Origin of the sequence: Cellulosimicrobium sp. KWT-B (assembly GCF_002127155.1) — a bacterium.
Classification (GTDB): domain Bacteria; phylum Actinomycetota; class Actinomycetes; order Actinomycetales; family Cellulomonadaceae; genus Cellulosimicrobium; species Cellulosimicrobium funkei.
Genome location: NZ_NEDO01000001.1, coordinates 1,307,113 through 1,331,068, shown reverse-complemented (window position 1 = coordinate 1,331,068; position 23,956 = coordinate 1,307,113). Strand labels below are relative to the sequence as shown.

The 23,956-nt window shown below is 75.5% G+C and carries 22 protein-coding genes; 11 read left to right on the top strand and 11 right to left on the bottom strand.

Annotated features, from left to right (window positions below; all coding sequences use genetic code 11):
* Positions 1–56 precede the first annotated feature (56 nt).
* Both B9L22_RS05775 and B9L22_RS05770 read left to right on the top strand, forming a co-directional pair.
* Entirely contained in the window at positions 57–1,397 is a 1,341-nt protein-coding gene (locus B9L22_RS05775; RefSeq protein WP_086149511.1) for an ABC transporter substrate-binding protein, read from the top strand.
* A 102-nt stretch (positions 1,398–1,499) separates the two neighbouring features.
* Entirely contained in the window at positions 1,500–4,403 is a 2,904-nt protein-coding gene (locus B9L22_RS05770; RefSeq protein ID WP_198947206.1) for a hypothetical protein, read from the top strand.
* A 427-nt stretch (positions 4,404–4,830) separates the two neighbouring features.
* On the opposite strand, the gene B9L22_RS05760 is transcribed toward B9L22_RS05770, so the two are convergent.
* The 3 genes from B9L22_RS05760 to B9L22_RS05750 form a co-directional block, all read right to left on the bottom strand.
* A complete protein-coding gene (locus B9L22_RS05760; RefSeq protein ID WP_086149509.1) occupies positions 4,831–5,466 on the bottom strand; it encodes a sugar O-acetyltransferase in 636 nt (211 codons plus the stop codon).
* Positions 5,467–5,627: 161 nt separating this feature from the next.
* A complete protein-coding gene (locus tag B9L22_RS05755; protein ID WP_086149707.1) occupies positions 5,628–6,353 on the bottom strand; it encodes a HEAT repeat domain-containing protein in 726 nt (241 codons plus the stop codon).
* Positions 6,354–6,469: 116 nt separating this feature from the next.
* Positions 6,470–7,906 carry an FAD-binding oxidoreductase gene (locus tag B9L22_RS05750; RefSeq protein WP_143317084.1) on the bottom strand — a complete coding sequence of 479 codons (1,437 nt, stop codon included), beginning with the start codon at positions 7,904–7,906 and terminating at the stop codon, positions 6,470–6,472.
* Positions 7,907–8,097: 191 nt separating this feature from the next.
* Between B9L22_RS05750 and B9L22_RS05745 the strand changes: the two genes are divergently transcribed.
* Positions 8,098–8,559: an Lrp/AsnC family transcriptional regulator gene (locus B9L22_RS05745; protein WP_021482652.1), complete on the top strand. Its 462-nt coding sequence runs from the start codon at positions 8,098–8,100 to the stop codon at positions 8,557–8,559.
* A gap of 10 nt (positions 8,560–8,569) precedes the next feature.
* On the opposite strand, the gene B9L22_RS05740 is transcribed toward B9L22_RS05745, so the two are convergent.
* Positions 8,570–10,135, bottom strand: a complete 1,566-nt coding sequence (locus B9L22_RS05740) for a class I adenylate-forming enzyme family protein (RefSeq protein WP_086149506.1) — start codon at positions 10,133–10,135, stop codon at positions 8,570–8,572.
* Positions 10,136–10,274: 139 nt separating this feature from the next.
* Here B9L22_RS05740 and B9L22_RS05735 point away from each other — a divergent pair, with 139 nt between their 5' ends.
* The 4 genes from B9L22_RS05735 to B9L22_RS05720 all read left to right on the top strand — a co-directional run bounded on the left by B9L22_RS05735 (position 10,275) and on the right by B9L22_RS05720 (position 14,057).
* On the top strand, positions 10,275–10,955 hold the full coding sequence (locus B9L22_RS05735; RefSeq protein WP_086149505.1) for a TetR/AcrR family transcriptional regulator: 681 nt from the start codon (positions 10,275–10,277) through the stop codon (positions 10,953–10,955).
* A gap of 102 nt (positions 10,956–11,057) precedes the next feature.
* A complete protein-coding gene (locus B9L22_RS05730; protein ID WP_086149504.1) occupies positions 11,058–12,824 on the top strand; it encodes an acyl-CoA dehydrogenase family protein in 1,767 nt (588 codons plus the stop codon).
* A gap of 117 nt (positions 12,825–12,941) precedes the next feature.
* Positions 12,942–13,412 carry a protein-tyrosine phosphatase family protein gene (locus B9L22_RS05725; protein ID WP_233139751.1) on the top strand — a complete coding sequence of 157 codons (471 nt, stop codon included), beginning with the start codon at positions 12,942–12,944 and terminating at the stop codon, positions 13,410–13,412.
* 69 nt (positions 13,413–13,481) lie between these two features.
* On the top strand, positions 13,482–14,057 hold the full coding sequence (locus B9L22_RS05720; RefSeq protein ID WP_086149503.1) for a DUF4240 domain-containing protein: 576 nt from the start codon (positions 13,482–13,484) through the stop codon (positions 14,055–14,057).
* A gap of 39 nt (positions 14,058–14,096) precedes the next feature.
* Here the strand turns inward: B9L22_RS05720 and B9L22_RS05715 are convergent, their stop codons facing one another.
* From B9L22_RS05715 to B9L22_RS05705, 3 genes are all read right to left on the bottom strand, one after another.
* Positions 14,097–15,482, bottom strand: coding sequence for an FAD-binding oxidoreductase (locus tag B9L22_RS05715; protein ID WP_086149502.1), 1,386 nt, complete (start codon positions 15,480–15,482; stop codon positions 14,097–14,099).
* A 118-nt stretch (positions 15,483–15,600) separates the two neighbouring features.
* Positions 15,601–16,398 carry an alpha/beta hydrolase family protein gene (locus B9L22_RS05710; RefSeq protein WP_043656406.1) on the bottom strand — a complete coding sequence of 266 codons (798 nt, stop codon included), beginning with the start codon at positions 16,396–16,398 and terminating at the stop codon, positions 15,601–15,603.
* An 84-nt stretch (positions 16,399–16,482) separates the two neighbouring features.
* Entirely contained in the window at positions 16,483–17,499 is a 1,017-nt protein-coding gene (locus tag B9L22_RS05705; RefSeq protein ID WP_233139749.1) for a 5'-3' exonuclease, read from the bottom strand.
* Between the two features lie 109 nt (positions 17,500–17,608).
* Here B9L22_RS05705 and B9L22_RS05700 point away from each other — a divergent pair, with 109 nt between their 5' ends.
* Positions 17,609–17,902: a hypothetical protein gene (locus tag B9L22_RS05700; protein WP_086149501.1), complete on the top strand. Its 294-nt coding sequence runs from the start codon at positions 17,609–17,611 to the stop codon at positions 17,900–17,902.
* Positions 17,903–17,912: 10 nt separating this feature from the next.
* Here B9L22_RS05700 and B9L22_RS05695 read toward each other — a convergent pair whose 3' ends face one another.
* On the bottom strand, positions 17,913–18,776 hold the full coding sequence (locus B9L22_RS05695) for a CPBP family intramembrane glutamic endopeptidase (protein ID WP_086149500.1): 864 nt from the start codon (positions 18,774–18,776) through the stop codon (positions 17,913–17,915).
* A gap of 135 nt (positions 18,777–18,911) precedes the next feature.
* Here B9L22_RS05695 and B9L22_RS05690 point away from each other — a divergent pair, with 135 nt between their 5' ends.
* The 3 genes from B9L22_RS05690 (at position 18,912) to B9L22_RS05680 (ending at position 20,333) form a co-directional block, all read left to right on the top strand.
* The gene (locus tag B9L22_RS05690; protein ID WP_086149499.1) at positions 18,912–19,394 is read left to right on the top strand and encodes an arsenate reductase ArsC; all 483 of its coding nucleotides are present in this window, start codon (positions 18,912–18,914) and stop codon (positions 19,392–19,394) included.
* 32 nt (positions 19,395–19,426) lie between these two features.
* Positions 19,427–19,870, top strand: a complete 444-nt coding sequence (locus tag B9L22_RS05685) for an acetyltransferase (protein WP_086149498.1) — start codon at positions 19,427–19,429, stop codon at positions 19,868–19,870.
* Between the two features lie 85 nt (positions 19,871–19,955).
* Complete coding sequence (locus B9L22_RS05680; protein WP_086149497.1) at positions 19,956–20,333, top strand: VOC family protein; 378 nt, start codon at positions 19,956–19,958, stop codon at positions 20,331–20,333.
* A gap of 4 nt (positions 20,334–20,337) precedes the next feature.
* Here the strand turns inward: B9L22_RS05680 and B9L22_RS05675 are convergent, their stop codons facing one another.
* The 3 genes from B9L22_RS05675 to B9L22_RS05665 form a co-directional block, all read right to left on the bottom strand.
* Positions 20,338–21,006: a response regulator transcription factor gene (locus B9L22_RS05675; protein WP_034655973.1), complete on the bottom strand. Its 669-nt coding sequence runs from the start codon at positions 21,004–21,006 to the stop codon at positions 20,338–20,340.
* On the bottom strand, positions 21,003–23,009 hold the full coding sequence (locus B9L22_RS05670; RefSeq protein ID WP_233139748.1) for a histidine kinase: 2,007 nt from the start codon (positions 23,007–23,009) through the stop codon (positions 21,003–21,005). Before B9L22_RS05670 ends, B9L22_RS05675 begins: the two co-directional genes overlap by 4 nt.
* Before the next feature lie 170 nt (positions 23,010–23,179).
* On the bottom strand, positions 23,180–23,875 hold the full coding sequence (locus B9L22_RS05665; protein WP_061268382.1) for a hypothetical protein: 696 nt from the start codon (positions 23,873–23,875) through the stop codon (positions 23,180–23,182).
* Between the last annotated feature and the right edge of the window lie 81 nt (positions 23,876–23,956).

The following is a 23,956-nucleotide window of genomic DNA, read 5'->3' as shown; positions in this document are numbered from 1 at the left end:
CGGACCCGACAACCATTCCGCACCATCGACGCGGATGTCTGCGAAAGGGAACAACGATGCGAAAGTCTGTCCACGTCGTGGTGGCGGGGTGCCTGGTCCTGGCCCTCGGTGCGTGCTCGTCGGGAGGCGGCTCGGGCTCGGGAGGGTCGGGCGAGCAGGTCTCGTACTGGCTCTGGGACTCGAACCAGGTGCCCGCGTACCAGGAGTGCGCGGCCGCGTTCACGGAGCAAAACCCGGACATCACGATCAAGATCGAGCAGTTCGCCTGGGACGACTACTGGACGAAGCTCACCGCCTCCTTCGTGGGCGGCTCCGGCCCGGACGTGTTCGTCGACCACCTGTCGAAGTACGGCGAGTTCGCGGCGCAGGGCCAGATCGTCGCGCTCGACGACCTCGTGGAGGAGGACTCGGTCGACACGTCGGTCTACGCGGAGGGCCTCGTCGACCCGTGGCGGTATGCCGACGGCTCGCTCTACGGCCTGCCGAAGGACTGGGACACGACCGCGTTCTTCTACAACGAGGCGCTCGTCGCCGACGCGGGCTACACGGCGGAGGATCTCTGGGCCGCCGACTGGAATCCCGACGACGGCGGCACGTTCGAGCAGATCGTCGCGCACCTGACGGTGGACGCGAACGGCGTGCGCGGTGACGAGGCCGGGTTCGACAAGTCGAACGTCGCGGTCTACGGCCTGGGCATCAACCCGAACTTCGAGGAGACGGGCCAGATGCAGTGGGCGAACTTCACGGGGTCGCTCGACTGGGACTACCTCGACCAGAACCCGTGGGGCACGCGCTACAACTTCGACGACCCCGAGTTCCAGAAGACCGTCGACTGGTTCTACGGCCTCGCGGACAAGGGCTACGCGCCGGCCGCCGGGGTGTTCTCCGAGGAGACGCTCACCCAGGTGGGCTCCGGCAAGGTCGCCATGGGCACCAACGGCTCGTGGGCGACGGGGACCTTCAAGGCGCTCGAGGGCGTCGACGTCGGGATCGCGCCCGGCCCGGTCGGGCCGACGGGTGACCGCGCCTCGCTCTTCAACGGCGTCGCCGACTCGATCAGCGCGTCGTCGAAGAAGCAGGACGCTGCGTGGGAGTGGGTCAAGTACCTCGGGTCGAGCGCGTGCCAGGACGTCGTCGCCGAGCATGCCGTCGTGTTCCCCGCGATCCCCGGCTCGGCCGACAAGGCGCTGGAGGCCTTCGACGCGAAGGGCTGGGACGTCTCGGCGTTCTTCAGCTACCGCGAGGACGGGCGCACGTTCCTCCCGCCGATCACCGTCCGGGCCGGCGAGGTGAACGCGATCGCGTCGGTCGCCTTCGAGGACATCGCGCTCGGGAACACGGACGCGTCGTCGCTGACCGAGGCCAACGAGCAGATCAACGCGGTCCTCGCGGACTGAGCACCAGCACGACGGCGCGGTGCGGCGGAGTCGCCGCACCCCGTCGGCGGGGCGGTCGTCCCGGCCGCCCCGCTCCCCGACAGCACGAAGGAGTGTGGACAGATGCACGGCAGGAGAGCGGACGGCGGGCGCAGGATGCTCCGCCGGCTCACGGCGGGGCTGACCGCGTCCGTGGTCGTGGCGACCGGCGCGGTGACCGTGCTGCCCGGCGCGGCGGCCGCGGAGGACGTGGAGGTCCTGGCCGTCGACCTGGCAGCGTCGACGGGCGCGGTGCAGGGCGGAGCCTCGGGCATGCTCTACGGGCTGGGCGACGACGGCGTGCCCACCGACCCGATCATCGCGGGGGCCCGGCCGACCAACGTCACCCAGAAGGCGCCGCACGGCGCGCAGCACCCCAACGGGGACCCGCTCGACGTCGAGCGCTCGCTCTTCGAGAACGGGGGCGAGTACCTGATGGTGAACATCCAGGACTACTACCCCGACTGGGCCTACAACGGCGGCAAGCGTCCCGAGGACTTCGACACGTACCTCGACATCGTCCGCACCGTCGTGACGAGCATCGTCGAGGAGTCCGACTACCCCGAGCGGTACGTCTTCACGCCGTTCAACGAGCCCGACGGCATCAACTGGTACGGCGACTGGAACGTCATGCGGGACACGTTCCTCGCGGACTGGAAGGCCGCCTACGAGACCATCAAGGAGGTCTACCCGGAGGCGAGGATCGCCGGCCCCGGTGACGCGTGGTGGCACGGGACGAGCACCCGTCAGATCCTCACCTACGCGAAGGCCAACGACGTCCTGCCGGACATGTGGACCTGGCACGAGCTCGGGGTCGAGAACCTCGCGACCTTCCGCTCGCACCTCGCCGAGTTCCGCCGGATCGAGCAGGAGGTCGGCGTCGGCCCGCTGCCCGTGAACATCACGGAGTACGCGATGCGCCGCGACATGGGCGTGCCCGGCCAGCTGGTGCAGTGGATCTCGATGTTCGAGGACGAGAAGGTCGACGCCCAGACGGCGTACTGGACGTTCGCGGGCAACCTCAACGACAACATGGCCAAGAACAACGGCGCGAACGGCGCGTGGTGGCTGCTCAAGTGGTACGGCGACCTCACGGGGGAGACCGTGGAGCTCACCCCGCCGGCGCTGAACACGGTCGACACGCTGCAGGGGCTCGCCGCCGTGGACGCCGAGAAGCGCCAGGCGACGGTGCTCTTCGGCGGCGGCTCGAAGGACGTCCGCCTCGACGTGTCGGGGGTCGACACGGAGGTCTTCGGCGACGAGGTCGACGTCCAGGTGCGCCGGGCGGAGTTCACCGGGCAGGAGGGCGAGGCCCTGGCGCCGCCGGTCGTGGTCGCCGAGCGCGCATCGGTGGTCGACGGCGCGGTGCAGGTCGTCGTCCCGAACGACGACCGTCACTCCGCCTACCAGGTCGTGGTGACGCCGGCCCTCGACGAGGCGCCCGTGGCGGACACGACGTGGAGGCAGCGCGTGGAGGCGGAGTCGACCCGGCTGTCCGGGCTGACGGTCGTGGACCGGCCGGCCGGTGACGCGTGGACGTTCGCGGCCTCGGGCGCCAAGGACGTGCGCGGGTTCACGACGGCGGGCGCGTCGGCGTCGTGGACGGTCGACGTCCCGACGACGGGCACGTACCGCCTGGGCGTCATCGCGGGGGTGAACGGGCCGAACGTGGGGCCGGGCTCGCACGCGCTGTTCGTCGACGGGGCTCCGGCGGGGACGATCCGCTACGAGGCGGGGTTCTCGGACTCCTATCGCGGCAAGGCGGAGGTCCTGGTGGAGCTCGAGGCGGGTGCGCGCGAGCTGTCGGTGCGCGCGAGCGCCGACGGGTCGACCGTGCTGCCCGGGGCGAACGTCACGCTCGACCGGTTCGACCTCGAGCGGGTGGACGGCCCGGACACGACGACCTACCCTGCCCACCTCGCCCGTCTGCAGGGCGCGTCGGTCTCCTACGACGCCGGAGAGGCCGGGCGGGTGCAGGTCGGCGGCGACGGCACCGCGACGTTCTACGTGGCCGCGCGCGAGACGGGGTACTACGACGTCACGCTCGACTACTCCGCGGACGCACCGACCACGGTGGGCCTGCGGCTCAACGGCCGGGAGGTCGTGGGCCTCGAGGCCGACGCCGCCGGCGCGCGCACCTCGTCGGCGCGGGTGCACCTCGCGCAGGGGATCACGGAGCTCGCGGTCAGCGCGCCCGGCGGCATCTCGCTCGGTGCGCTGACGACCACGCGTGCGGCAGGGTCGGACGCGTCGGTCGAGACGGTCGAGGCCGAGGACGTGCTCCAGCTCTCGGGCGGTGCGCGGCTGGAGTCGGTCGCGCAGCCGACCGACGTGTCGGGACGGCAGGTCTCCTGGCTGGGCGGCAGCGAGCAGAGCGTCGCCGTGTGGCCGCGCGCGGAGGGCGTGGGCGCTGGCCAGTACGACCTCGTGGTGCGGTACGCGAACGCGGAGAAGAACACCGGGCACGCGTACAACACCGACGTCATCACGCGCTTCCTCGACGTGAGCGAGGCCGGCGGCGGCACCACGCGCGGCGCCTTCCGGCACAACTACTCGTGGAAGGGTTTCTGGACCCACACGGTGGCCCTGGACCTGACCACCGACGACGGTGCCCTGACGCTCGGCAACGCCACGGGCTGGGCCCCGAACCTGGACACCCTGGCCCTCGCGCCCCTCGTGCTCGACGTGAGCAACGGGGCGTCCTCGCCGGGCGTCGCGGTGGAGGTCCAGGTGCAGCCGCGCTGCCTGGCGGGCACCGCGTACCTCGCCGTGCGTGCGACGAACGAGGAGCCGTCCGCGGTCGACCTCGCCGTCGTCACGGCGTACGGCAGCCGGGACTTCGCGGCGGTCGCGCCCGAGCGCTCCGGCTACCAGTCGTTCGCCGTGCGCGCGGCCCGGCTCGAGGCGGGGACCGTCACGGTGACCGCGTCGACGGACGGGCGCGACGGCCGGTACGACGTCGCGTACGACGCGCTCGACTGCGGCTGACCGCCTGACGGTCGACCGACGTCGCTCGGGCCCCGCACGGGAGTGGACCGTGCGGGGCCCGAGCGACGTGCTCCCCAGGGGGCACGAGTGCCGAGGCCCGAGGGGAGCGCCGGGCGGCTACCGCCGGACCTGCTCCAGCGGCTCCGCCAGGTGGGTGCACTCGCTGCACCGCAGGCGTCGTGCCGTCCGCACGACGGGGTTCCCCACGGAGGTGGCGGGGATCCGGATCCTCACCTCGTGGGTGTGCTCCGCGCACGTGGCCGCGCCGCACTCGCTGCACACGGCCGTCGCGACCCGGCTGTCGCGGGGGGTGGTCCCGCACTCTGCACACTGCATGGCTCCTGCTCTCCGCCGGCGCCGGGCGCCGGCTGGTCGGTGACTGCGTCGTCGTGCGCGCCGGGCGCCGTCGCCCGGGCGCGGGTGCCGTTCAGCGGGCGGTGGTGTCCGCGGGGTCCGTCGTGATCGCGCGGACGGGTCGGCACGGGTTGCCGACCGCGACGACGCCCGCGGGGATGTCCCGCGTGACCACGGACCCGGCCCCGATGATGCTGTCGTCGCCGATCGTCACGCCGGGCGTGATGGTGACCGAGCCGCCGATCCACACGTTGCTCCCGATCGTGACGGGCTCGGGGCGCTCCCAGCCCTCGCGGCGACGGACGACGTCTTCGGCGTGGTTCGGCGTGTAGATCGAGCAGCGCGGGCCGATGAGGCAGTCCGGGCCGATCGTGACGAGGCCGCCGCCGATGACCATGAAGTCGGCGTTGATGAAGGTGCGCGCGCCGATCAGCAGCCGGTCGCCGTAGTCGATCGTCAGCGGCGGGCGGAAGTCGATCCCCTCCTCGGCGCCGGGGACGAGCCGGTGGAAGAGGCGGCGTGCCTCGTCGACGTCCTCGAAGTACACGCGCCCGATGCGGGCGCACGTCGCGTGCGCGTCGCGGGTCAGCTCCTGCAGCGCGGGCGACGTGCGGTAGCGCAGCCATCCGCCGGAGAGCAGGCTGCGGAGGTCCTCGTCCGTGGCGGAGAGCTCGGCCATCCTCGTCGTCGGCTCGGTCGTGCTGCTCATCGGACTCCTTCGTCGTGATTAGTATTTCGGTTAAACATATAGGCGCGCGCGAAGGGACGCAAGACTCCTCGGGCTCGACCTCTCTGGGCCGCCGTCGCCGGGCCGCCGTCGTCGGAACGCCGTCGCCGGCACGCCCTCGCCGGGGCGGCTCCCGGCGCCGGTCAGGACGCGGGGTCGAGCACGCGGCGCAGGCGCGCCTTCTTCTCGTTCTCGCGCACGACCCACGCCACGTCCGGGTCCGACGACCCGCGCAGCGCCGCGAACCGCGGCACGCCGGTGGCCGGGTCCCCGACGACGGCGACGCTCCAGCAGTACCCGAGGGCCTGGCGCAGCGTGCGCACGTCGGGGTCGCGGCGCGCGTCGTCGGGGAGCGCGCCGATCGAGGCGGTCGCGGCCGCGCACGCGTCGAGCGCGGCGGTCGCGGTCGACGGGTCCCGCAGGAGGCGCGGCTCGCAGATCCCGGCGACGGCGGCGCGGCGGACCAGCGGGTCGGGGTCGGCGACCCACGACGCGACGAGCGCGCGGAGCGTGGCGGGCTCGGCGTCGCCGATCCGTTGGAGCGCCATCGCGGCGGCCTCACGGACGCGCCACGACCCGTCCGACGCGCGGGCGCGCAGCCGGTCGGTCGGCTCCGCGCGCGCGTCGGCGGAGGCCTCGACGACGAGCCGGCCCAGCCCGCACGTCCCGCAGCACCGGAGGTACTCGTCGGGGTCGTCGGCCAGGGCGCGCACGAGCTCGACGGGCGCGACGTCGGCGAACGCGCCCAGGAGCTCGAGGTTCGCGCGCGGGCCCGGCAGCCCCGACCCCGCGGTGAGGTGCGCGCGCACCGCCGCCGGGTCGCCGTCGAGCGCGCGCAGCGCGGCCCGGTGCTCCTCTCGCACGGTCATGCCGACCACGCTAGAACGTGGCGGCCCCGCCCGACAGGGTCTTTCGGCCGGGCTCGGCCAGCCGCGAGCCGCGAGCCGGGGGCCGGGAGCCGTCCGAGACCACGCGGCCGCCGGGCTCAGCGCAGCGGGTCGAACGCGCGGATCTCGTCGGGGGTCTCGCCGGTCGTCACGAGGTGGGCGAGCGCCCGGCCGGTCGCGGGCCCGAGCACCATGCCCCACATGCCGTGGCCGCCCGCGACGTAGACGCCGCGCGTGCGCGTCGCGCCGACGAGCGGCAGGCCGTCGGGCGTGACGGGGCGCGAGCCGACCCACTCGTCGTGCCGGTCGTCGAGGTCGACGCCCTGGAACAGGTGTCGTACGGACGCGAGGATCGCCTCGATCCGCCGGGGCTGGAGCGGCTCGTCCGGGCCGCGGAACTCCATGGTCCCCGCGACGCGGAACCGGCCCTGGTAGGGCGTGCACGCGACGCGGCGCGCGGGCAGGTAGATCGGCGTCTCGACGGGCTCGTCGGTCTTCACGGTGAACGAGTAGCCGCGTCCGGCCTGCACGCGCGTGCGCACGCCGAGCGGCGCGGCGAGCGACGGCAGCCACGCGCCGGTCGCGAGCACGACGGCGTCGCCCCGCAGCACGACGCCCTCCTCGCGGTCGGCGGGGGAGCCGGCCCGGCGCGGCACCCCGGCGTCCGGCCCGACGCCGTCGGTCGCCCCGGACCCGCTGCTCGCCCCGGCGCCCACGAGGGCGGGGTGCCGGGCGGCGTCGGGGTGCACGGCGCGCGCGAAGACGCACGCGCCGAGGCGGCCGGGCTCGACGTCGAGCACGTCGAGGCCGGTGAGGATGGTGCCGCCGCGGGCGCGCACGGAGTCGGCGAGCGCGTGGACGTACGGTCCGGGCTCGAGGAAGCGCTGGCCCTCGAGGGCGTAGACGGTGGAGACGCGGTCGGTGAGCTGGTGCGCGCGCTCCCCGGCCTCGACGCGCCGGACGGGGACGGTCTGCCCGGCGGCGGCGACGTGCTCGAGCTCGCGCAGGAAGGGCCGGGCCTCGCGCACGTGCTCGAACGCGACGGTGAACGGGCCGGGCGTCGTGCCGGCCTCGACGCCGTGGCCGAGGCTGCCGCCCGCGGCGAGCTCGTCGAACGCGTCGAGCGCGACGCGGTCGATCGGGGTGAGGGCCGCCATCGCGCGGTCCCAGCGGGCCTGCGTCGCGTGCGCCATGAAGCGCGCGAAGAACGTCCACAGGCGCGGGTCGAACCGCAGCGGGACGTGCAGGGGAGCGGCGGGGTCGAGGAGGGCGCGCGGCCCGTACGTCCACAGGGACGGGTCGGCGAGCGGCATCGCCATGCCGGGGGTGAGCCACCCGGCGTTGCCCCACGAGGAGCCCGCGGCGACGCCCTCGCGGTCGACGACGGTCACCTCGACGCCCTGCTCCTGGAGGTGCCACGCGGTGGCGAGCCCCACCATGCCGGCGCCGACGACGACGGCCGTGCGAGGCGCGCGGCCGGGGGGTGCCGACCGGGCGTCGCGGGAACGGGGACGGGGACGAGAGGTCGTGCTCACGCCGGGCTCCTTCGACCGACGCCCGCCCCGCGGGTGGCGAGGCGGGCGCGTGGCTGGTGTGCGGCGGGATGGTGCCGCACGACTCACAGCGTGGTGGATCCTTCGGTGTGCGGCAAGATGTGCCGAAGGATCGTCGCTCGGGGCTGCCGCCGCCGTCCCGACGTTCGCCCACCGACCAGGGGAGGCCCACCGTGCCGAAGGATCTTCGACCGCCCGCGCTGGACGACGTCGACCGCCGCATCCTCGACGTCCTCGCGACCGACGCGCGTGCCACGAACGCGGCGGTCGCCGCCCGGGTGGGGATCGCCGCCTCGACGTGCCACGCGCGCGTCCGGGCCCTCGTGGACCGCGGCGTGATCCGGGGCTTCCGGGCCGACGTCGACCCCGCGGCGCTCGGCCGGGGGCTCGAGGCGCTCATCGCGATCCGCCTCCAGGCCGGGGCGCGCAAGGGCCTGGAGGCGTTCCGCGACTACCTGCTGACGCTGCCCGACGTCGAGGGCGTCTTCTTCGTCACCGGCGACCGCGACTTCCTGCTGCACGTCGCGGTCGCCGACTCGGACGCGCTGCGCGACCTGGTGTCCCGGACGCTCAGCGTGCGCCCCGAGGTGGCGGGGACGAGCACGACGGTGATCTTCGAGCACGCGCGCCCCTGAGGCCCTGGCCTCACGCCACCGTCGTCCCCTCCCGCACGCGTGACCGCAGGACGTGCTTCGTGAGCTTGCCGGAGGGGTTGCGGGGGAGCTCGGTCACGAGCGCGACGTCGCGCGGCACCTTGTAGCGTGCGAGCCGGTCGGCGAGGAACGCGCGCAGCGAGTCGAGCGTCGGCTCGGCGCCGGGCGCGGGGACGACGAACGCGACGACCGTCTCGCCCCAGTCGGCGTGCGGCCGCCCGACGACGGCGACGTCCGCGACCTCCGGGGAGCCGCGCAGCGCCTCCTCGACCTCCTGGGAGTAGACGTTCTCGCCGCCCGTGATGATGACGTCCTTGAGCCGGTCGACGATGAACAGGTACCCGTCCTCGTCGACGCGCACGACGTCGCCGGTGCGGTACCAGTCGCCGACCAGCACGGCCTCGGTCGCCTCCGGGTCGTCGAGGTAGCCGACCATCCGGGTGTCCGACCGCAGCCAGATCTCCCCGGTCCCGCCCGGGCCGACGTCGTTCCCGTCGAGGTCCACGACCCGCACGTCGACGCCGGGCATGCCCGCGTGCCCGATCGAGCCCGCCTTGCGCTCCTGGTCGGCCGGGCCGAGCGCGGCGCCGACCGGCCCCATCTCGCTCATGCCGTAGACCTGGTGCAGCTCGCCCGGGTAGGCGGCGCGGATCGCCCGCACGGTGTCGGCGCCGACGGGCGCGCCCCCGGCGAGCCACAGCCGCGCGCTCGACAGGTCGAACGTCGACAGGTCGATGCCCTGCGCGGCGGCGACCTGGAGCGGCGCGACGTACGCGATGGGCGCGCCGAAGAACGCGGTCGTGCGCTCGGCCTCGACGGTCCGCAGCATCTCGATCGGGTGGTACTCGCGCAGCAGCACGGTCGTCCCGCCGAGGAACACCATCGACAGGAACCAGTTGTTGAGCGGCGAGGCGTGCCAGATCGGCATCGCGAGGAGGAAGCGGTCGTCCGCGCGCAGCCCGACGGCCGCCGTCGTGTAGGCCGCGACCGAGCTCAGCCCGCGGTGGGTGTGCTCGCAGCCCTTGGGGGCCGCCGTCGTGCCGGACGTGTAGAGCACCTGGGCGATGGTGTCCTGGTCGGGCGGCACGCCGTCCCACGGCTCGGCGGCCGCGACGAGCGCGTCGAAGTCGTCGTCCCCCGGCGTCCCCTCCGCGCCTCCCGCGTCCTGCCCGACGGCGTCCGCCTCCGTCCACAGCCACGGCACCGCGGGCGCGGCGGCGGTCACGACGGGGGCGAGGCTCGCGTCCGCGACGCCCAGCACGGCGCCGCTGTGGGCGACGAGCCGCGCGACCTCGGGCGCCTGGAGCTTGTGGTTGACGGGGACGAGCACGGCGCCCGCGCGCCACAGGCCGAACGCCGCGACGACGAATCCCGGCGTGTTGTAGGTCATGACCGTGACGCGGTCGCCGGGGCGCACGCCGGCGTCCCGGAAGACGGCTGCCGCGCGGCGCGCGGCCGCGTCGAGCTCGGCGTACGTGAGCCGGCGCTCGCCCAGCACGAGGGCCTCCTTGGTCGGGACCTTGCGTGCCGTGCTCTCGAGCATGCTGCCCAGGTGCATGTCGTCCTCCTCGACGTCGTGCGCGGCGTCGTCCTCGACGCCTCCGGCCCGGCGGCCGGTACCGCGATGAATTGAATCATGCTTCAATTCTTCGTGGAAGCCGCCCCGAGGCGGTTCACCCGACGACGACGGAGGACCCGTGCCCTACCGCGAGACCCCGGCGACGCGCGCCGCCCGCGAGCGCAAGCGCGACGCCCTGCTCGACGCGGCGCGGACGATCGTCGCCGAGCACGGGTTCGCCGGCGCGAGCGTGCAGGCGCTCGCGGCGCGCGCCGGGGTGAGCACCGGCGGCGTCTACTCCTACTTCCCGACGAAGGCCGACCTGCTCGTCGCGGTGTTCCGCCAGGCGGCCGACGTCGAGCTCGACGCGGTGCGCGCGGCCGCCGCCGCACGCCCGGACGACCCGCCCCGCGGCGGCACCGCGGTGCGCCTCGCCCGCGCCGTCGACACGTTCGCGCGGCGCGCGCTGCGCGGCCCGACGCTCGCGTGGGCGCTGCTGCTCGAGCCCGTCGACCCGGCCGTCGATGCCGCGCGTCTCGAGTACCGCCGCGCGTACGCGACGACGTTCGCGGACGTCGTGCGCGACGGCGTCGCGGCGGGCGAGATCCCCGACCAGGACGTCGCGGTCGTCGCGACCGCGCTCGTCGGGGCGGTCGGGGAGTCGCTCACCGGTCCGCTGTCGCCGCTCGCCGCGGCCCGCGACGGCGGGTCCACGGGCCCCGGGCCGACCCCCGGCGAGCGGGACGCCGTCGTCGCCACGATCCAGCGCTTCTGCCTGGGTGCCGTGGGCGCCCGGGCGGTGGCGCCCGCCCCCGCCTGACCTGCCCGCCCGACCCCCCATCCGCCTGACCCACCCGTCCGGGCCGCACCCGAGCACCGCCGCACCGACCCCGAGCCACCCGCAGAGCCGCAGGAGGACACCGTGACCCCGACCGACACCCGCAGCGACACCCCCACCCGGGCCGCCGGCACCACCGGGACCGCAGGCGTCACCGACGCCGCGACCGCCGTCCCGCACCCGGCGCCCCGCACGACCCACCGCGTGACCAACCAGCCGCCCGAGCGCGAGGGGGTCAACGAGTACCTCGACCACCCCGTGCTGCGCGAGGCGGTGCACGCGTACGGCGGGGCGTGGGGCGAGGACCGGCTCGTCGAGGTCGGCGCGCTCGTCGGGACGGGGGACTTCCAGCGCGCGGCCGAGCTCGCGAACGTCCACGAGCCCGTGCTGCGCACGCACGACCGCCGGGGCCACCGCATCGACGAGGTGGAGTACCACCCGGCGTACCACGAGGTGATCGGGGCGGCCGTCGCGCACGGCGCGCACACGAGCGCGTGGGCCGAGCCCGGGCCGGGGGCGAACGTCGTGCGGGGCGCGGTCTTCTCGCTGTTCGCCCAGGTCGAGCCGGGCCACGCGTGCCCGGTCTCCATGACGCACGCGGCCGTGCCCTCGCTGCGGCACGCGCCGTCGCTCGCCGCGGTGTGGGAGCCGCGCCTGCTCTCCCGCGGCTACGACGGCGCCCTCGCGGCCCCGGGCAGCAAGCCCGGGGTGCTCGTCGGCATGGCGATGACGGAGAAGCAGGGCGGCTCGGACGTGCGCGCGAACGCGACGACGGCCGTGCCCGCCGGGGCCGACGGCGCCTACCTGCTCACGGGGCACAAGTGGTTCTGCTCGGCGCCGATGTCCGACGCGTTCCTCGTGCTCGCCCAGGTCCCGGGCGGGACCGCGCGCGGCGGGGAGGCCGCGCCGTCGTGCTTCCTCGTGCCGCGCGTGCTGGAGGACGGCACGCGCAACGTGTTCCGCATCCAGCGCCTCAAGGAGAAGCTGGGCAACCGGTCGAACGCGTCGTCGGAGATCGAGCTCGACGGCACCGTCGGGTTCCTCGTCGGGGAGCCCGGGCGCGGCGTGCGGACGATCATCGAGATGGTGTCGCGCACGCGGCTCGACTGCGTGCACGGCTCGGCCGCGGGCATGCGCCAGGCGGTCACCGAGGCGCTGTGGCACGCGCGGCACCGCACCGCGTTCGGCGCGGCGCTCGTCGACCAGCCCGCGATGACCGCCGTGCTCGCCGACCTCGCGCTCGAGTCCGAGGCCGCGACGCTCACGTCGGTGCACCTCGCCGCCGCGCACGACGGCGAGTCCGAGCACGACCGCGCGTTCCGCCGCCTCGCGACCGCCGTGAGCAAGTACTGGGTGTGCAAGCGCGGGCCGCACCACGCGTACGAGGCGATGGAGTGCCTGGGCGGCAACGGGTACACGGAGGCGTTCCCGCTCGCGCGCCGCTACCGCGAGCAGCCGGTCATGGCGATCTGGGAGGGGTCGGGCAACGTCATCGCGCTCGACGTGCTCCGCGCCATGGGCCGCGAGCCCGCGTCCGTCGCGGCGTTCGAGGCGGAGCTCGCCACGACGGCGGGCGCGCACCCGGTCCTCGACGCGCACGTCGCGCGCACGCGCCGTCTGCTCGCGGAGGTCGCGGGGGCCGACGCCGGGGCGCAGCAGGCGCAGGCCCGTCGCGTCGTGGAGTCGCTCGCCCTCGCGCTCCAGGCGTCGCTCGTGGTGCGGCACGCGCCGTCGGGCACGGCCGACGCGTTCGTCGCCGCGCGGCTCGGCGAGGACCGCGGCCACGGGTACGGCGTCCTGCCGCGCGGCACCGACGCGCACGCGATCCTCGCGCGGCACGCGGGCGCATGACCGGCGGCCGGCTCGCGTCTGGAGCACCGCTCCCGTCCTGCTCGGCTACGGTCTCGGAGAGCGGTGGCCCGAGATCGAGGCCGTGATCGGGCCGTACCAGAAGGGGTCCTCGCGTCGGTGAGCGCCCTCGTCGGCGAGGAGGGGCACGTGGGTTCGTGGGAACGGGGCGACGGCGTCCTCGAGCTGCCCGACGGACGGCGCGTGCGGGGTCGCGGGCTGCGCGCGGGGCTGCCCGGGCCGGGCGACGAGCCGGAGCTCGGCGTCTACCTCACCGGAGGGCGGCCGCCGTCGCAGCCCTGGGAGTCGTGCTGGGTCCGGTGGCCGGACTTCGCGCTGCCGCGGTCCACGCCGGACACCGTCGCGGTGCTGCGCGAGGCGTACGAGCGGGCCCCCGACGAGCGCGTGGAGGTCGCCTGCGGGGGTGGGACCGGCCGCACCGGCACGGCGCTCGCGCTCCTCGCCGTCTGGGGTGGCGTCCGTCCCGACGACGCCGTCGCCTGGGTTCGCGCGCACTACCGGCCCCGCGCCGTCGAGACGCCGTGGCAGCGCCGCTGGGTCCGCCGCACCGGGGCCAGCACGGTCCCGTAGATCCGGCTCCGGGACAGTGGCGTGCCAGGGAGCGATCGTCCGTGGGTGCCTGGTCGTACCGTCCGGTGCATGGATCGAGAGACCTTCTGGGAGATCGTCGACGCCGCGCGTGAGCGGGCGGGTGCGGGTGCCGACGACCGCGGTGCCGAGGACGACCCGCTGCCCGGCGCCCTCACCGACCTCCTCGTCGAGCGCCTCACCGCGGACGAGATCCTGGCGTTCGTCGACGTGGCGGGAGACGTGGCGAACGACGCCTACGCCTGGCCGGTGTGGGGTGCGGCCTACCTCGTCGAGGGCGGGTGCAGCGACGACGGGTTCAGGGACTTCCGCGACGGGCTCGTCCTCGCCGGCCGGGCGGTGTTCGAGCGCACCCTGGCCGACCCGGACACGCTCGCCGACCATCCCGTCGTCGCCGCGATGGCCGACGGCGGGTCGCCCTGGTTCGGGTTCGAGTCGCTGGACTCGCTCGTGAGGGACGCGTGGTCCCGCGCGACCGGCGAGGACGACGAGGCGTACTACGCGGCGCGCGAGCGGACGTCGTCGGTACGGGCACGCACCGAGCCCGCCGGCGAGCAGTGGGACTTCGACGACGACGAGGAGAACGCGCGCCGCCTCCCGCGGCTCACCGCCCTGTTCGCCGTGTGACGGGGCGGTCCGCCCCCGGGGAGCCGGGGGCGGACCGGATCACACGCGCCAGGCGAACAGGCCCGTCGGGTCGTACGCCGCGCGCACCGACGCGAGGCGTGCCGCGGTCTCGGGCGACCAGGCCCGGGCGAGCGCGTCGTCCGTCCAGGGCCCGGGCAGGAAGTTGATGTTCGTCTCCGTCGCGGCCCACGGCTGCGACCACTGCGCGAACGAGGCGGCGGCGGCGACCATGTCCGGCAGCCGCGGCGGGTTGACGCCCACGAGGCTCAGCAGGAACCCGGCGGTGCGTCCGCCCGCGGCGGACCCGCCCTCGACGTCGCGCGCCCCGGCGCCGCCGACGTGCCGCAGCTCGGCCGCGACGAACGGCGACCCGCTGCCCGGCCCGAGCTCGGCGAGGAACCGGTCGAGGAAATCCCCGTCCACCTCCCGCAGGCCCGCGCCGTAGACCCACGACGGCCCGGCGTCCTCCGGGTCGGCGTGGATCGTCGCGACGGCCGTCACGGGCAGCTCGCCCACGGTGTCGGCGAGGGCGGGCGCGAGCGCCCGCAGCGGCGCGGCGAGGCGCTCGCCCTCCGCCGGGTCGCCCGGGTAGGCGAAGCGCAGGGCGAGCACCGTGCGGCCCCGCAGGTGCTCCGGGACGAACGGCAGGTCCGGGAGGGCGAGCACCGCGACCGAGGTCGTGACGTCGTCGGGCGCGGTCGCGGTCCACGCCGCCCAGCCGCGCAGGACGTCCTCGACGTGCGGGGCGTCGAACGTGAGCGAGCCCGCGTACAGCGTGCGCAGCGGCACGAGCTCGAGGTCGAGCCGCGTCACGACGCCGAACCCGCCCTTGCCGCCGCGCAGCGCCCAGAACAGGTCCGGCTCGGTGTCCGGGCCCGCCTCGACGACCGACCCGTCGGCGAGCACGACGCGGAAGCCGCGCGCCCGGTCCGACGTCAGGCCGTGGCTGCGCGTCAGGGGCCCGTACCCGCCGCCGAGCGTGTACCCGACGACCCCGACGGACGTCGACGAGCCCGTGACGGGCGCGAGCCCGTGCTCCGCGGCCGCGTCGACGACCGCGTTCCAGCGCGTCCCGGCACCGATGCGCGCGACGCGCGACGCCGGGTCGACCTCGACGCCCGCGAGGCCGCTCGTCCCGAGGACGACGCCGTCCGTGATCGGCGACGACTCGCCGTGGCCCGTCGCGTGCGACCGCACGGGCAGCCCATGGTGGGCCGCGAAGCGCACGGCCTCCACGACGTCGGCCTCCGTCTCCGCGAGCACCGCGACGTCGGGGTCGTGCGCGACGAGCGTGCTGTGCGCGGCGACGGCCTCCGCGGCGGTCGGGCCGCCGTCGGGCAGGTCGCCCCGTGCGAGGACGCGACCCGTGACGCGGTCCCGCAGCGCGGCGACGTCGGTGGGCGAGAGCGTGGTGGAGGCGGTCATGGTGCTGGTCCCCTTCGTCGGTGTGCGCGCTGCACGGCCGGAGGTGCGGTCAGGTCACCTGGACGACGACGCGCGGGCACGGTCTGTGACATGCCCGAGGGGTAGGGAGGGCGCCGCCTCAGGTTCGTGGCGTCCCGGCCAGCGGCAGCCAGTCGAGGACGTCCTGGATGGTGCGGTCCCAGAAGCCCCACTCGTGCGTCCCGGGCGAGAACTCCGACCGCAGCGCCACGCCGGACTCATCGGCCACCCGCTCGAACGACCGGTTGCCGTCGACGAGGAAGTCCTCCGTCCCGCACGCGAGGAACAGCTCGGGGAGGTCGGCCGTGCGGCCCTCGGCCGCGGCGCGCCGCAGGAGGGCGAGCAGGTCGTCGTCCGACCCGGCGATCTCGCGGTCGCCGAACACGCGCTCGATGTCCGGCAGGCGCCGCTCGCGGTACGACTCGTCGGCGAGGTCGAGCACCCCGGACAGGCTCGCCGCCGCCGCGAACCGCTCGGGGTGCCGCAGCGCCCAGCGGAACGCGCCGTACCCGCCCATCGACAGCCCCGCGACGAACGTGTCCTCGCGGCGCGTCGACACGCGGAAGAACTGGTCGACGAGGCTCGGCAGCTCCTCGGACAGGAACGTCCAGTACCGGTGCCCGTGCACCTCGTCGGCGTAGAAGCTGCGCTCCACGCGCGGCATGACGACGGCCAGCCCGCGGTCGGCGACGTACCGCTCGATCGACGTCCGGCGCGTCCAGATCGTCTCGTCGTCGCTCATGCCGTGGAGCAGGTAGAGCACCGGGGCGCCCTCGGCGCGCGCGCTCGCCGACCCGGCCATGCCGATCTGGGTCGTCGTGGCCTGGGGGAGCACGACGGTCATCGAGGTGCTCACCTCGAGCACGTCGGAGTAGAAGCTGCAGCGGACGAGAGCCACGGGTCGCCTCCCGGCGGGGTCGGACGGGCCGCCGGCGGTCCGCGGCGGCGGACCCAGTCTGCCCTCCGGACGGGCGGCGGCCGCTCAGCCGCGCAGCGCGTCCAGCAGACGGCGCACGGACGTCCCGAGTCCCCAGCGCTCGCCGAGCTCGGCGAGCGCGTCCGGGTCGGCCGGGGCTGTGGGCAGCGCGTCGTCGACGTCGCCCAGCGGGGCGTCGGGCGCGACGCGCACGACGAGCGGGGCGACCTCCAGGTACGGGGCCGCCTCGGTCAGCCGACGGCGCTGGGTCGCCGTCAGTCCCGCGTCGCCCGCGTCGCGCGCCGCGAGCACGCCCGCGAGGTCGCCGTACTTCCCGAGGAGCGCGACCGCCGTCTTCTCGCCGATGCCCGGGACGCCCGGCAGGCCGTCGCTCGGGTCGCCGCGCAGGACCGCCATGTCCGCGTAGGCCGCGCCCGTCGCGACGCCGTACCGCTCGCGCAGGCGCGCCTGGTCGACGACGTCGAGGTTCTTCACGCCCTTCGTCGGGTAGAGCACGCGCACGCCCGCGGCGTCGTCGACGAGCTGGAACAGGTCGCGGTCGCCCGTGACGACCTCGACCGCCGCCCGGCCCGACGGGTCCGGCGTCGCGCCCGCCGCCGCGCGGCGCGCGACCTCGCGCGCCGTGAGGGTGCCGATGACGTCGTCCGCCTCGTAGCCCGCCGCCCCGACGCGCGCGATGCCGAGCGCCGCGAGCACGTCGACGATGACCGGCACCTGCGCGACGAGCTTCTCCGGGACCTCCTCGACGCCCGTCGTGCCCGGGACGACCTCCGCGACGCGGTGCGCCTTGTACGAGGGGATCGCCTCGACCCGGAAGGCCGGCCGCCAGTCCACGTCCCAGCACGCGACGAGGCGCGTCGGACGACGGTCCGTGACGAGCGTCGCGATCATGTCGAGCAGGCCGCGCACCGCGTTGACGGGCGTGCCGTCCGGCGCCTTGATCGAGTCCGGCACCCCGAAGAACGCCCGGAAGTACAGGCTCGCGGTGTCGAGCAGCATGAGCTCGCCGCCGGGGGTGGCGTCGCTGCTCGCGGGGGCGCCGTCGTCCGTGCTCTGCGTCATGCGGTCATCCTGCCGCACGGCCCCGACACCGGTCTCCCCGGGGCGTCGCGCGGGCCGGCCTGGCCGTCGGGCGGCGCGAGCGGTTCACTGGTGCCCGGAGGTGAGCGACATGCCCACGACGACGCGACGAGCAGCCGGCACGGCCCTCGGCCTCGCGGTGCTCCTGCTCCTGGGGGCGTGCGCGGCCGGGCCGAACGTCGCCGCGAACCCCGGGGGCTACGGGTTCTGGTGGGGCCTGTGGCAGGGCGCGATCCTGCCGGTGACGTTCATCGTGTCCCTCTTCACCGACACGGTGAGCATCTACGAGGTCGACAACAACGGGACCTGGTACGACATCGGGTTCGTGCTGGGCATCGCGCTCTTCTCGGGTCCGGCGATCGCGCTGCGCGGTCGGCGGTCCTGACGAGCCGGGGTCAGGCCTCGGTCCTCGCCGCCGTCCTCGCGCGGCCCGAGACGAAGAAGATCGCGACGACCCCGACGACGAGGAAGATGACGTTGAACGCCGCCGCGATCCCGTTGAGGGCCTCCGACCCGCTGTTCGCCCCGTGCGCGTCGACGCCGCCCGTCGCGAGCATCGTCGTCGGGTCGGTCGCGGCGTGCAGGAGGATCGCGGGCACGATGCTGCCGGTGACGCGCATCGAGAGGTACATCATCGTGCCGAAGCCGAACGCGTAGACGACCGTGACGCCCACGGCCACGGCGGACTGGCCGGAGACGAGGTTCGTCGCGTGCAGCAGCCCGAACAGGAGCGACGAGAGCACCATGACGGCGCGCTCGCCGTAGCCCGCGCGCCGCAGCATCGCCACCGCGATGCCGCGCGCGAGCACCTCCTCCGCGAACCCGATGCACAGCCCGAGCGCGAAGACCGTGAGGACCACCGTGACGTCGTAGGCGCCCCAGTCCGTCGCGAGGAGGTGGAGCACGACGGGCACGAGCACGAGGACGACCGCGACCCACATCCACGGGCGGCCCGCGACCGGCTGCGGCCCGAACACCTCGCTCCGCCAGCGCACGGTCCGCAGGAAGACCACGAGCAGCAGGCCCATGACGAGGATCGGCAGCAGGAGCCCGAAGAAGACGGAGCCGGGTGAGTCGAGGAGGTCGTCGCCGCTGTCGGGGCGCAGCCCCGTGGCGCCGACGAGCCGCCCGACCGCGAGGTACACCGCGATGTAGAGGACCGCGAACAGGAAGGCCCGCCACCAGCCGCCGCGGTCCCAGAACCGCTGCCAGCCGGACCGGGGTGACGCCTGCTCGACCGCTCCGGTCAGATGGGTCATGGCTCTCCTCGTCCGCTGCCACGACCGTCGGCGACGGCCGGGCCGGGCGCGGAGGCCCGCGGCCGACACCGCGAGCGTAGGGAGCGGACGCCCGGAGCGCGCGGCGAGGCGCCGCGGGTCCGCCAGACTGAGGGCATGGACGCCCCCGACGCCACGCCCGGTCCCACCACCCGCGGCCCGGCTCACGACACCACACCGACCCGCCCCAGCGTGCTGTTCGTGTGCGTCCACAACGCGGGGCGCTCGCAGATGGCCGCCGGGTTCCTGCGCGAGCTCGGCGGCGGCGCCGTCGAGGTGCGCTCCGCGGGGTCGATGCCGGGCGACCGGATCAACCCCGTCGCCGTCGAGGCGATGCGCGAGGTCGGGGTCGACCTCACCGGCGAGCAGCCGAAGGTCCTGACGCCCGAGGCCGTGCAGGCGTCCGACGTCGTCGTCACGATGGGGTGCGGCGACGCGTGCCCGTTCTACCCGGGGAAGCGCTACGAGGACTGGGTCCTCGACGACCCGGCCGGGCAGGGCCTCGACGCCGTCCGCCCGATCCGCGACGAGATCCGCCGCCGCGTCGTCGCGCTGCTCGGTTCCCTCGGCCTCGCGCCGGTGGGCGAGCAATCCGCTTGAGCCTCCTCGCCGCGAGGTCGCAGGCTGGTCCCATGGACCTCCCCGTGCTCCGACCCGCCCGCCCCGACGACACGGACGCGCTGGTCGACGTCTGGCGGCGCGCCGTCGAGGCAACGCACGACTTCCTCGGCCCCGACGACGTGCGTGAGCTGGAGTCCGCCGTCCGGGACGAGTACCTCGGCGCCGTCGACCTCACCGTCGCGGAGGTCGACGGCCGGGTGGCGGGGTTCGCCGGGACGGTCGGGCACCGGGTCGAGATGCTGTTCGTGGACCCCGCGTTGCACGGGCGCGGGATCGGCCGCGCGCTGCTCGACGCGGTCGGGCGCGGTCACCCGGTCGTCGAGCTCGACGTCAACGAGCAGAACTCGGGCGCGCTGGGCTTCTACCGGGCGCTCGGGTTCGAGGTGACCGGGCGGTCGGAGACGGACGACCAGGGCCGCCCGTTCCCGCTGCTGCACCTGCGCCGCGAGGCCTGACGCCGCGCGACCGATGAGTCGGTGGCCTGCGGCCGGTCGACCCTGGGGAGAGCGGGCACCGGCCCGCGCGACCTCAGGAGGAGACGTGCTCGACACGGCGTTCAGCGGGTTCTCGGTCGACGACGTCGACGCGGCGCGGCGGTTCTACGCCGACGACCTCGGCCTCACCGTCAGCGGGGACGACATGCTCTGGCTCGAGATCGGCGGCGGTGCGCGCGTGCTCGTCTACCCGAAGGGCGAGGCCCACGCCCCGGCGGCGTTCACGGTGCTGAACTTCCCGGTCGCCGACGTGCCGGGCACGGTCGCGGCGCTCCGCGAGCGCGGCGTGGAGTTCGAGCGCTACGCGGGCACGCCCGTCGAGACGGACGACGACTTCGTCTTCCGTGGCGGCGGCCCGCTCATCGCGTGGTTCACCGACCCGGCGGGCAACGTGCTGTCGGTCATCCAGGACGACGACGCCTGACGCGTCAGCCGCCGCCCAGTCCTTCCTCGCGCGCCCGGACGATCGCGGCGGCGCGGTCGCGGACGGCGAGCTTGGCGAGGACGTTCGCGACGTGGTTGCGCACCGTCTTGGGGCTCAGCACGAGCCGCCGGGAGATCGACGCGTTGTCGAGGCCGGCCGCGACGAGGTCGAGCACCTCGCGCTCGCGGTCGGTGAGCTGGGGGAACGGCGCGCGCACGGCGGAGCGCCCGCCCACGACGTACGCCATCGCCCGGTCGGCGACGGACGGGGAGAGGATCATCGCGCCGTCGGCCACCGCGCGGACGGCGCGCTCGACCTCCGCGGGGCTCGCGGACTTCACGAGGAACCCGCGCGCCCCCGCGCGCACGGCCGCGACGACGGCGTCCTCGTCCTCGTGCATCGTCACGACGAGCACGCGCGCGGCCGGGTCCGCGCGCACGAGGTCGCGCGTCACGTCCACGCCCGACCCGTCGCCGAGGTCGAGGTCCAGGAGCACGACGTCGGCCCGCGCCTCGGCGCCCGTGGCCCCGCCGGGGCCGAGACCGAGCAGCGCCCGCGCCTCGGCCGCCGACGCCGCGCTCCCGACGACGCGCACGCCGTCGAACGAGTCCAGCAGCGCGGCCATGCCGAGCCGGAACACCGGGTGGTCGTCGACGACCGCGACCCGGATCACGACGCTGCTCCGCGCGCGAGCGCCCCGGCCGGGACCAGCGGGAGCGTGGCGCGCACGCGCGTGCCGGGGCGCTCGCCGTCGGGCCGCACCGCGGCGACCTCGAGCCGGCCGCCGAGCTCGTCGGCCCGCTCGCGCAGCGACCGGGAGCCGACGCCGGCCACCGCGTCCGGCGCGACGCCCCGGCCGTCGTCCTCGCACGTGACGACGAGCGCGCCGTCCCCGAGCCGGACCGTCAGGCGACACTCCTGCGCCCCGGAGTGCCGGGCGGCGTTGACGACGCTCTCGCTCGCGATCGCGTACGCGGCCGCGGCGACGCGCGGGTCGAGGCCCCCGCACGGGTCGCAGCGCACGTCCACGACGAACCCGCCGAGCGCCTGCCGCCCCGCGAGCTCGCCGAGCGCGACCTCCAGACCGTGCTCGTCGAGCGACGGCGGCAGGAGGCTGCGGGACAGCGCCCGCACGTCCTCGACGCGCTGCGCCACCTCGACACCGAGAGCGTCCAGCACCGCGGCCGCGGCCTCGGGGTCGGTCCGCAGCGTGTTCCGCGCGCCCTGGAGCCCGAGCCGCAGGCCCACGAGCCACGGCCCGACGCCGTCGTGCAGCTCCCGGCGGATCACGCGCCGCTCGGCGAGGCGCGCGCGGGTCGTGGCGTCGCGCGCCTCCTCGAGCTCGTGCGCGCCCCGGGCGAGCGCGAGACCGGCGCCGAGCACGGGCAGGAGCTGCTCGAGCGCGTCCCGCGTCCGGGCGTCGAGCCGCTCGCCGGCCCGCGCGACGACGTGGACCCGGCCGAGCACGCGGCCGCCGTGCTCGACGGGGAGCGTGACGGCGTCCCCCACCGGATGGCTGCCGGGGCCCGCCCAGGGCGCCGGGCCCGCGGGGCTGCCGGACGTCGTCGGGCCGGGCGCGGACCGCTCGATCGTCACGCTCTCCAGGCGCAGCGCCTCGCGCACGCCGACGGCGAGGCTCACGACGAGGTCGTCGGCCGTCGACGCGGACGACAGGTGGCGGCCGACGCGCAGCGCCGCCCGGCCCGGGTCGTTCCCCTCCCCGTAGACGAGCGTGCGCACGCGGTGCCGCAGCCACGTGTGCAGGGGCTGCACCGCGAGCGCGATCCCGACCGCCGCGACGACCTGCGCGGCGGGGCCGTCGACGACGGTCGTCGCGAGCACGACCACCACCGCGTAGACGACGGCGAGACCGACCGCGAGCATCGCGGCGACGGTCGCGCGCGACAGCACGAGGTCGATGCCCCACAGCCGGTTGCGCAGCACGCACACGAGGATCGCGGCGGGGAACAGCGCCTGGCACGCGAGGTGCGTGAGGGGGAGCGCGAGGAGCACGTCCGGGTCGGCCCACGTGCCGAGCAGCGGGAGGAACGACAGCGCCATGAGCGCGGTCCCGAGCGCGAGGAGGCCCAGCCCGCGGCGCTCCTCGACCGGCCCGCGGAGCCGGCGCCACGCCGTCGCGCCCGCGGTGACGAGCCCCATGACGACGACGCCGACGATCGCGGGGCGCGGGTCGTCGGAGGGAGCGAGGAAGAAGCAGGTGATGGACGCGACGCCGCCCGCGACCCCGCACCACGCGCCCGCGCCGAGCCGCCCGCCGCGCACGAACCACGGCACGAGGACGAAGAGCCCGACCGTGCCCGGCACCCACGCCCACCCGTAGGCGTCCGCGAGAGGCGTGAGCGGGGGCAGGCCGGGGTGGGTCGACGCGTAGCTGCGCCACCCGCCGCCCAGGGCAGCGACCCCGCCGCCGATCGCGGCGAGCGCCACGAGCCACCCGACGACGTGCGGCCGCCGCACGAGGATCACCGCCGCGACCGTGCCGTAGACGAGCGCGACCGTCGCGTCCACGACGACGAACAGCAGGTCGCCCAGCAGGAGCGGCACGCCGGAGGTGAGCTGGAGCGCGAGCGCGGACACGCCGAGCACCCAGGCGAGGACGCCGATCGTCCAGCCCGTGCGGGGCATCCCGGCGCGGCCGGGCCCGGGCTCGGCCACGGGCCCACGGTAGGGCCGCGGCACGCGCGGCGAGAAGGGCCCGGGCGGGAGATCACCCGGCCGTGGACGACGGCGAGATCGGCGGTCCCGTGCCGGATCGGCAGTCCATGCTGCCGATCCCGACCGGACCCGCCGATCTCGACGCGCGTCGCCGATCTCGCGCGTCGCGCTCAGCGCCGGTCCCCGAGGGCGAAGCCGAGCGCGGTGACGAGGAGCCAGATCGGGCCGACGAACCCCGCCATGTACTGCAGCGGCGACACGCCCGTGAGGAGGGCGAGCCCGCCGAGCACGAACCCGACGACGCCGAGCCAGCGCGGCGCGGCCGCGTGCCGCAGCGCCGCGACGCCGAGCGCGACGCCCGCGACGCCCGCGCCGACCCACAGCCACGGGATCGTCGCGACCCAGTCGCTGTAGAACGCGCCCGACTCCGGGACGATGAGCGCCGTGTCGCCGAGGCCGAACAGGAACTGCGTGTCGAGGCCCGAGCCCAGCAGCCCGGCGACGGAGACGAGCACGAGCCCCCAGCCCGCGACCGTCGGGAGGATCGACCCGGCGGGCGCCTGCCCGTCGAGCCGTCGCTTGAGCCCGGCGGCGAAGACGAGCACGAGCAGCGCGCACGCGATCGTCGCGGTGTGGAACACGATCTGCGTGCCCGTGCGGCCGGAGAGGTCGGCGACGATCGCCTCCGCGTCGCCCGCGGTCTCCTCCCAGTTGATGCCGAGCGCCATCGAGGACTGGATCGAGACCAGGCCGAGGACGCCGGCGACGACCCCGGTCCAGGCCCACGCGCGGGGCGTCGTGCCGCGGGCGCGGCGGGGCGTGCCGTCGGCGACCGCCGACGGCGTGGTGAGCGAGCTGTCCTGCATGGGACGACCTTCCGTTCGAGGCCGCCTCCCGCGGCCGGGGCCCGTCACGCGGTGCGACGGCCTCCGCAGCGTCGGCCGGGC

Bases quoted from the DNA above. Each gene is read 5' to 3' on its own strand.
- B9L22_RS05685 (WP_086149498.1), top strand. From the start codon at position 19,427: ATGGACCTCCCCGTGCTCCGACCCGCCCGCCCCGACGACACGGACGCG.
- B9L22_RS05690 (WP_086149499.1), top strand. From the start codon at position 18,912: ATGGACGCCCCCGACGCCACGCCCGGTCCCACCACCCGCGGCCCGGCT.
- B9L22_RS05700 (WP_086149501.1), top strand. From the start codon at position 17,609: ATGCCCACGACGACGCGACGAGCAGCCGGCACGGCCCTCGGCCTCGCG.
- B9L22_RS05695 (WP_086149500.1), bottom strand. From the start codon at position 18,776: ATGACCCATCTGACCGGAGCGGTCGAGCAGGCGTCACCCCGGTCCGGC.
- B9L22_RS05705 (WP_233139749.1), bottom strand. From the start codon at position 17,499: ATGACGCAGAGCACGGACGACGGCGCCCCCGCGAGCAGCGACGCCACC.
- B9L22_RS05740 (WP_086149506.1), bottom strand. From the start codon at position 10,135: ATGCACCTGGGCAGCATGCTCGAGAGCACGGCACGCAAGGTCCCGACC.
- B9L22_RS05665 (WP_061268382.1), bottom strand. From the start codon at position 23,875: ATGCAGGACAGCTCGCTCACCACGCCGTCGGCGGTCGCCGACGGCACG.
- B9L22_RS05755 (WP_086149707.1), bottom strand. From the start codon at position 6,353: ATGACCGTGCGAGAGGAGCACCGGGCCGCGCTGCGCGCGCTCGACGGC.
- B9L22_RS05760 (WP_086149509.1), bottom strand. From the start codon at position 5,466: ATGAGCAGCACGACCGAGCCGACGACGAGGATGGCCGAGCTCTCCGCC.
- B9L22_RS05715 (WP_086149502.1), bottom strand. From the start codon at position 15,482: ATGACCGCCTCCACCACGCTCTCGCCCACCGACGTCGCCGCGCTGCGG.
- B9L22_RS05720 (WP_086149503.1), top strand. From the start codon at position 13,482: ATGGATCGAGAGACCTTCTGGGAGATCGTCGACGCCGCGCGTGAGCGG.
- B9L22_RS05775 (WP_086149511.1), top strand. From the start codon at position 57: ATGCGAAAGTCTGTCCACGTCGTGGTGGCGGGGTGCCTGGTCCTGGCC.
- B9L22_RS05770 (WP_198947206.1), top strand. From the start codon at position 1,500: ATGCACGGCAGGAGAGCGGACGGCGGGCGCAGGATGCTCCGCCGGCTC.